Here is a 4,885-nt window from a genome sequence, read left to right on the forward strand (position 1 = left end):
CCGCGAGGTAGTTGTGCAACGGATTTTAGCCGCTGTCATTCGAGGTGAATTTCCGATAGGTCATCGGATGGTGATTCAGAATCTGGCGGAGCAATTCGGGGTGAGTGCGACTCCCGTTCGCGAAGCGCTTGTGGAACTGGCATCGATTGGCATTGTTGAGAATCTTCCCAATCGGGGGGCGGTGATGCGTGAATTTGGAGTTGCGCAGATCCGTGAAATCTATCAGCTGCGCAGAATCCTGGAAGTGGAAGCGGTTCGTACGGCGTGTGGGAAAATTGAGTCTCGTCTGCTGTCTGATCTGGCTACAGAATTTGCCGCGATCACGAAAGAGTCGCGCGATAAAAACTGGTCTCAAAAAGCGATGTCTCTTGATATCAAATTGCACAGCCTGATTGCCGAACATTGTGGCAGTGTCCGTCTGCAAGATGAATTGCGTCGTTATAACACGCTGGTTCAGGCCATCCGTGAAGTGGTCGACAATGAGAGCCAGGCTCAGGAAAAAGCGCTTTCGGACCATGCAGAAATCATCAGTGCATTACAGTCTAACGATTGTGACAAAGCGGCACAGGAGATGGAGCAACACATCCGTAATACAGCAAATCTGGTCGAAAAACTGATGCAGGAACGTCTACAGAATAAATAAGAAAATCGCATTAGATGACTTATTTTAAATCAAACTGGAATTGATTTTCCTGATCGGCGATCACATTGGCTTCCAGTTTAGAAACACCCGGATCAGAGTACTGACGGGGTATAAGCTGCTTCAATTCCGGCGGAGTTTGTTCCTGTGTCAGGACACCGCCGGCAGACACGATTTGATCAGCCTGGGTGACTTTAGCTTGATATTCTTCTTCTGTCATTTTGCCCGGAGGGACCATTTTCAGAACAGTGACGGTGTACGTTCCGGGAATCGCTCCTGTTCTTTCGATGCGGGCTCCAAAATAGGATTTCAGTTCGAATTGTCCCTCGTCATCGGTGGTGGCGTTAATTGTCGCGCCACCGGATTTCTCTGCAGGATTCGAAAAGACAATTGACGCCCGTTTTAAAGGTTCGCCTTGAAACAGGACTGTTCCCTTCACTGGTACGGTTTCCGGAATGTCAATAGTCTTGGATGAACAGGCCGTCATCCAGGCCACTAACAGTAGAATGCAGATGAAACGTGGTGCTTGGGGATACAAATTCGAGCAGAACATATTGAGGGACCTCTACAACTCCGAGCATTGAATTGTGATATCGGATCAATGAAAGATGAACTCAGCGATGACGGAACGCCGATTTGCAGCCGACTTCTAAAAATCACCGATCGTTTCACTTCCCTGTTTTGTGCCAAGGGCTCCCCAGATACCGTAGTTACTGGGACCAATGGTGGCAGGTGCCGCTCCCAGATTGCCTGTGTCGATGTTTTCACTGACGAAGCGAACTGCCCCGTCGGCCATCAGGACGTGAGCGCCTCCTTCGTGGTAACTGCTGGAGCTGGCAAGTGCCCAACTGTCGCCGTGTGTATTGGACATGCAGGAGGGACTGTTAGGAGGCAGAACCGCACAGAAACCGGCAAAGTGGGGTTGTCCGTGTTGCCACATGCCTCCCATGTGTCTGTCTTTCTGGACGCTTTGACTTACATTGTAGAGCCCACCACTGGCGGTGGCATAACAGGTATTGGGGGCTGTCAGGACCGAACTCACGCCGTTGGCAGCCAGCCCTCGAACGTCTCTGGCATTACCCGAATAGATGCCTCTTTCTGCCAGCATGATGGTATTACTGCTTCCGTCAAGAATATCGCGCATACTTGTACTGGACTGGAATCCAAAAATACCGCGGGTGTTTCGAACCCCCCAGTTGTTAATGGTATCTCCCATACAGAAAACATAGCTTTGGGGAACCGTCCAGCCAAAGTTGCGGTAGTCGGCGGGGGTGGGATTTGAGGGACAGAGAATTAAAGAGAGCTTGACTTTCCAGGGCGCATAGCCACCATCATCACGAGAAGAACCAAACGCAGGATAACTTCCCAATGGCGAAGAAATCTGATTGAAAAGAGGTGCCTGATCAATGTACGGTAACAGAGCGATAAATCCACTGATACGACTTTCATTTCCGCTTCCGAAAGTGCCTGTACCACAACCGTCTGTGACAGGGGCACCGCCGAAGCAGCGACCATTTGCGGTTCCACCCATCATGTGGACAAAAACACGAAATGTGTCGTGATAGTTGTGCATCGCCAGCCCCAGTTGCTTGAGACTGTTTTTGCAGGTGGAGCGACGAGCCGCTTCTCTTGCCTGTTGCACAGCTGGTAACAGGAGTGCAATTAAAATGGCAATGATCGCGATGACAACCAGCAGCTCGATTAGTGTAAACGCGTTTCGATTACGTTTTGGGGAAGGTAACACTTTCACACCTCTTTCGTCAGATGAAGTAAAAATAAGTCAACAAAGACTGGCGGATTTAATATAAAATTAATGATATGATATATTATATATGATATTTATTGTGCGATCAGGTCAATAGGAAACATGCAATTCTCTGAAACTTTTTTTGAATTCGGTTTCGATCGCGCGACGTGACTGACAAGCAGGGGCGCCCTTTTCTGTGCGAGAGATCGAAAATTGGCGAATCAGCTTTTGAATAACCTCTCAAATAATCTGTAAAGAGCGAACTATTATCTGGTGAAGGCGTCCTGATAGACAGAAACGTCTATTCGCTTGTGTTTATTTATGAACGGGTGCCGGAGTCATGTTGCAGAGTCGCAGATTTGAGTTTGAGATGAGTGATACAGAACTTTCCTCAAGCAAGTTGGAGGAATCCCGTTTTCCGCTCCGCTTGTAGCACCTGTGGTTCAATGTTATCGATCATGAATCTCGCCTGGTGTTATTTATCGTAGCATCAGGTTTTTTTGTACTGATTGGGGATCGGTAGCTGAGATGGTTTAGCGGCGATCTGAAGAATCGCAGACGAGGATTCGAGCACCTCCCGATCCACTCAGATGGAAAAATTCTTTGATGTCCCGTTGGTCTCATCGGCAGGACACCGGCCTTTCACGACGGAGATGCTGGGTTCAATTCCCGCACGGTGTATTTTCATGTTTGAGTTTCAAAGAGGATGATGAGGAAGTCACCCGGCTGGATGAGGGCCCTGTCTTGAAAACAGGTGGCGATGTCAATCGCTTGTGGGTTCAAGTCCCACGGCTTCCGCTATCAGGTTTGTTTATTCAGGCTGATTTTGCGAACAGATCGAGAAAACGTGTGTCATCAAGGTGATCAATCTCGTCGGTACGCGATAATTGATCAGGCGGGAGAGAACCTGGATTTCAGGGATCATTCTTGGAAATGGAATGCTGAGAGGGACGTTGGAAGGTAGCCGGATACGGTTTGCCGGACCGCACTGCTAATGCGTGTGCCTGCCAGGGTATGTGGGTTCGAATCCCATGCCTTCCGCTTTCCACTGGAATTCGATATGGTGTTTGTATTGTAATGGTTCTGCACGTGACACTGTGACTGTTAAAGACGCGGGTTCAATTCCCCCCGAACACCTTTTTTGATTAGAAGTTCAGGATAGAAATTATGGTGTCATCAACTTTGGAACGACCAACGCTAATTCTCAATCGAAATTGGCAGCCCGTGGGTGTGACCACCGTTGCACGGGCCGTTGTCAAAATCTGGAATGAGACTGCGCTGATTGTTGATCCGGCTGATTATCAAACTTATTCCTGGAATGACTGGGCAAAATTCTGTCCACAAGAACATGAATTATCGATTCAAAGCAGTCATGCCCGGTTTCGCGTACCGGAAGTGATCACGCTGTTAAAGTACGACCGGGTGCCTCGCAATATTGTCACTTTCAGCCGACGAAACGTTTTTAAACGCGATCACTTTACCTGCCAGTATTGTGGTTGCCAGCCTGGTAGTGAGGAATTGACGATCGATCACGTGATACCACGCTCCCAGGGGGGGGAAACTTCCTGGGAAAATTGCGTGCTGGCTTGTGTCGAATGTAATTCGCGGAAAGCGGCCCGGACTCCGGGTCAAGCGAGAATGAAACTGTTGAAAGAAGCCGTTCGTCCGAAGTGGAAACCTTTTTATGCAATGCAAAACATTCAGGTTGACAGCTGGTCCCGGTTCATCAGCGAGACTTACTGGAATGTTGAGCTGGAATCTTAAGTAGCACAAGTGCTCCGGAAATTTTAGCGGGAGCACTTGTGTTCTATTGTAGTTTATCCAGAACCGGAATTGCTTCTTCCTGGCTGAGCGGTTTTTCCATCTGCTTTGACTGTACTTGAACCAGAACGCGCGCATCGCCTTTGTTTCGAGCTGCAAGCGAGAGTTCAAAGTTCAAGACCTGCTTTGCCGCTAATTCCTGTGTTGGTTCGAAAATGACGAAAGCGCCGGCCTGCTGATACCGGGCCGGTCCTTTAGCCGAAAGAAAGACCAGCTCTTGTGGTATTTTGACTCGAAACTCGACACTGGTGGCAGGTGCACTGCCCTGGTTCATCAGTTGTACCTGCATCGTCATTTTTTCCCCGATCTCAAGTGGTCCCTTTAATTCGCTGGTTTCCACTTTGAGCTGGGGTTGGCCAATGACCGTCGTTTCTGACTGCAGATTTGCAGAATATTTGGTGTTATTATCGGTGACGACCTGGACGGTACTGATCATTTTACCGACGTCGGTAGGCTCCAGTTCAATTGTCAGTGTCTGTGTTGCGCTGGCTGCCAATTCCGGGATATCCCATTGAACGACCTTGCGAACGGGATCAAACTGACCATTGGCTGATGCGGTTACAAATTTCATTCCGGGAGGGATGGATTCGAAGACCGAAACTTTTTGCACAGCTTTTTCAGTGTTGTTGGTAATGACATTTTCATAGACTCCGGAATGTCCCAGGTATCTGTTTTTC

At 48.7% G+C, this 4,885-nt stretch carries 5 protein-coding genes and 4 tRNA genes; 6 read left to right on the forward strand and 3 right to left on the reverse strand.

The window, feature by feature from the left end:
* Positions 1-643 (forward strand): GntR family transcriptional regulator (locus Q0294_RS13260; protein WP_299466080.1); only part of this gene is annotated, 643 nt, incomplete at its 5' end.
* A 19-nt stretch (positions 644-662) separates the two neighbouring features.
* Here the strand turns inward: Q0294_RS13260 and Q0294_RS13265 are convergent.
* A complete protein-coding gene (locus Q0294_RS13265; protein ID WP_299466083.1) occupies positions 663-1,079 on the reverse strand; it encodes a carboxypeptidase-like regulatory domain-containing protein in 417 nt (138 codons plus the stop codon).
* A gap of 210 nt (positions 1,080-1,289) precedes the next feature.
* Positions 1,290-2,384, reverse strand: coding sequence for a DUF1559 domain-containing protein (locus tag Q0294_RS13270; protein WP_299466086.1), 1,095 nt, complete (start codon positions 2,382-2,384; stop codon positions 1,290-1,292).
* A gap of 516 nt (positions 2,385-2,900) precedes the next feature.
* On the opposite strand from Q0294_RS13270, the gene Q0294_RS13275 reads away from it, so the two are divergent.
* From Q0294_RS13275 to Q0294_RS13295, 5 genes are all read left to right on the forward strand, one after another.
* Positions 2,901-2,972 (forward strand) — tRNA-Phe (locus Q0294_RS13275).
* Positions 2,973-3,100: 128 nt separating this feature from the next.
* Positions 3,101-3,185: transfer RNA gene (locus tag Q0294_RS13280), tRNA-Ser, on the forward strand.
* 157 nt (positions 3,186-3,342) lie between these two features.
* A tRNA-Ser gene (locus Q0294_RS13285) sits at positions 3,343-3,428 on the forward strand.
* A 22-nt stretch (positions 3,429-3,450) separates the two neighbouring features.
* Positions 3,451-3,524 (forward strand) — tRNA-His (locus Q0294_RS13290).
* Positions 3,525-3,554: 30 nt separating this feature from the next.
* Positions 3,555-4,151 (forward strand): HNH endonuclease, encoded by a 597-nt coding sequence (locus Q0294_RS13295; RefSeq protein WP_299466089.1) that lies wholly within the window; start codon positions 3,555-3,557, stop codon positions 4,149-4,151.
* 43 nt (positions 4,152-4,194) lie between these two features.
* Here Q0294_RS13295 and Q0294_RS13300 read toward each other — a convergent pair.
* On the reverse strand, positions 4,195-4,885 hold a 691-nt coding region (locus Q0294_RS13300; RefSeq protein ID WP_299466092.1), incomplete at its 5' end, for a hypothetical protein.

The sequence above is a fragment of the uncultured Gimesia sp. genome (assembly GCF_937919775.1).
Classification (GTDB): domain Bacteria; phylum Planctomycetota; class Planctomycetia; order Planctomycetales; family Planctomycetaceae; genus Gimesia.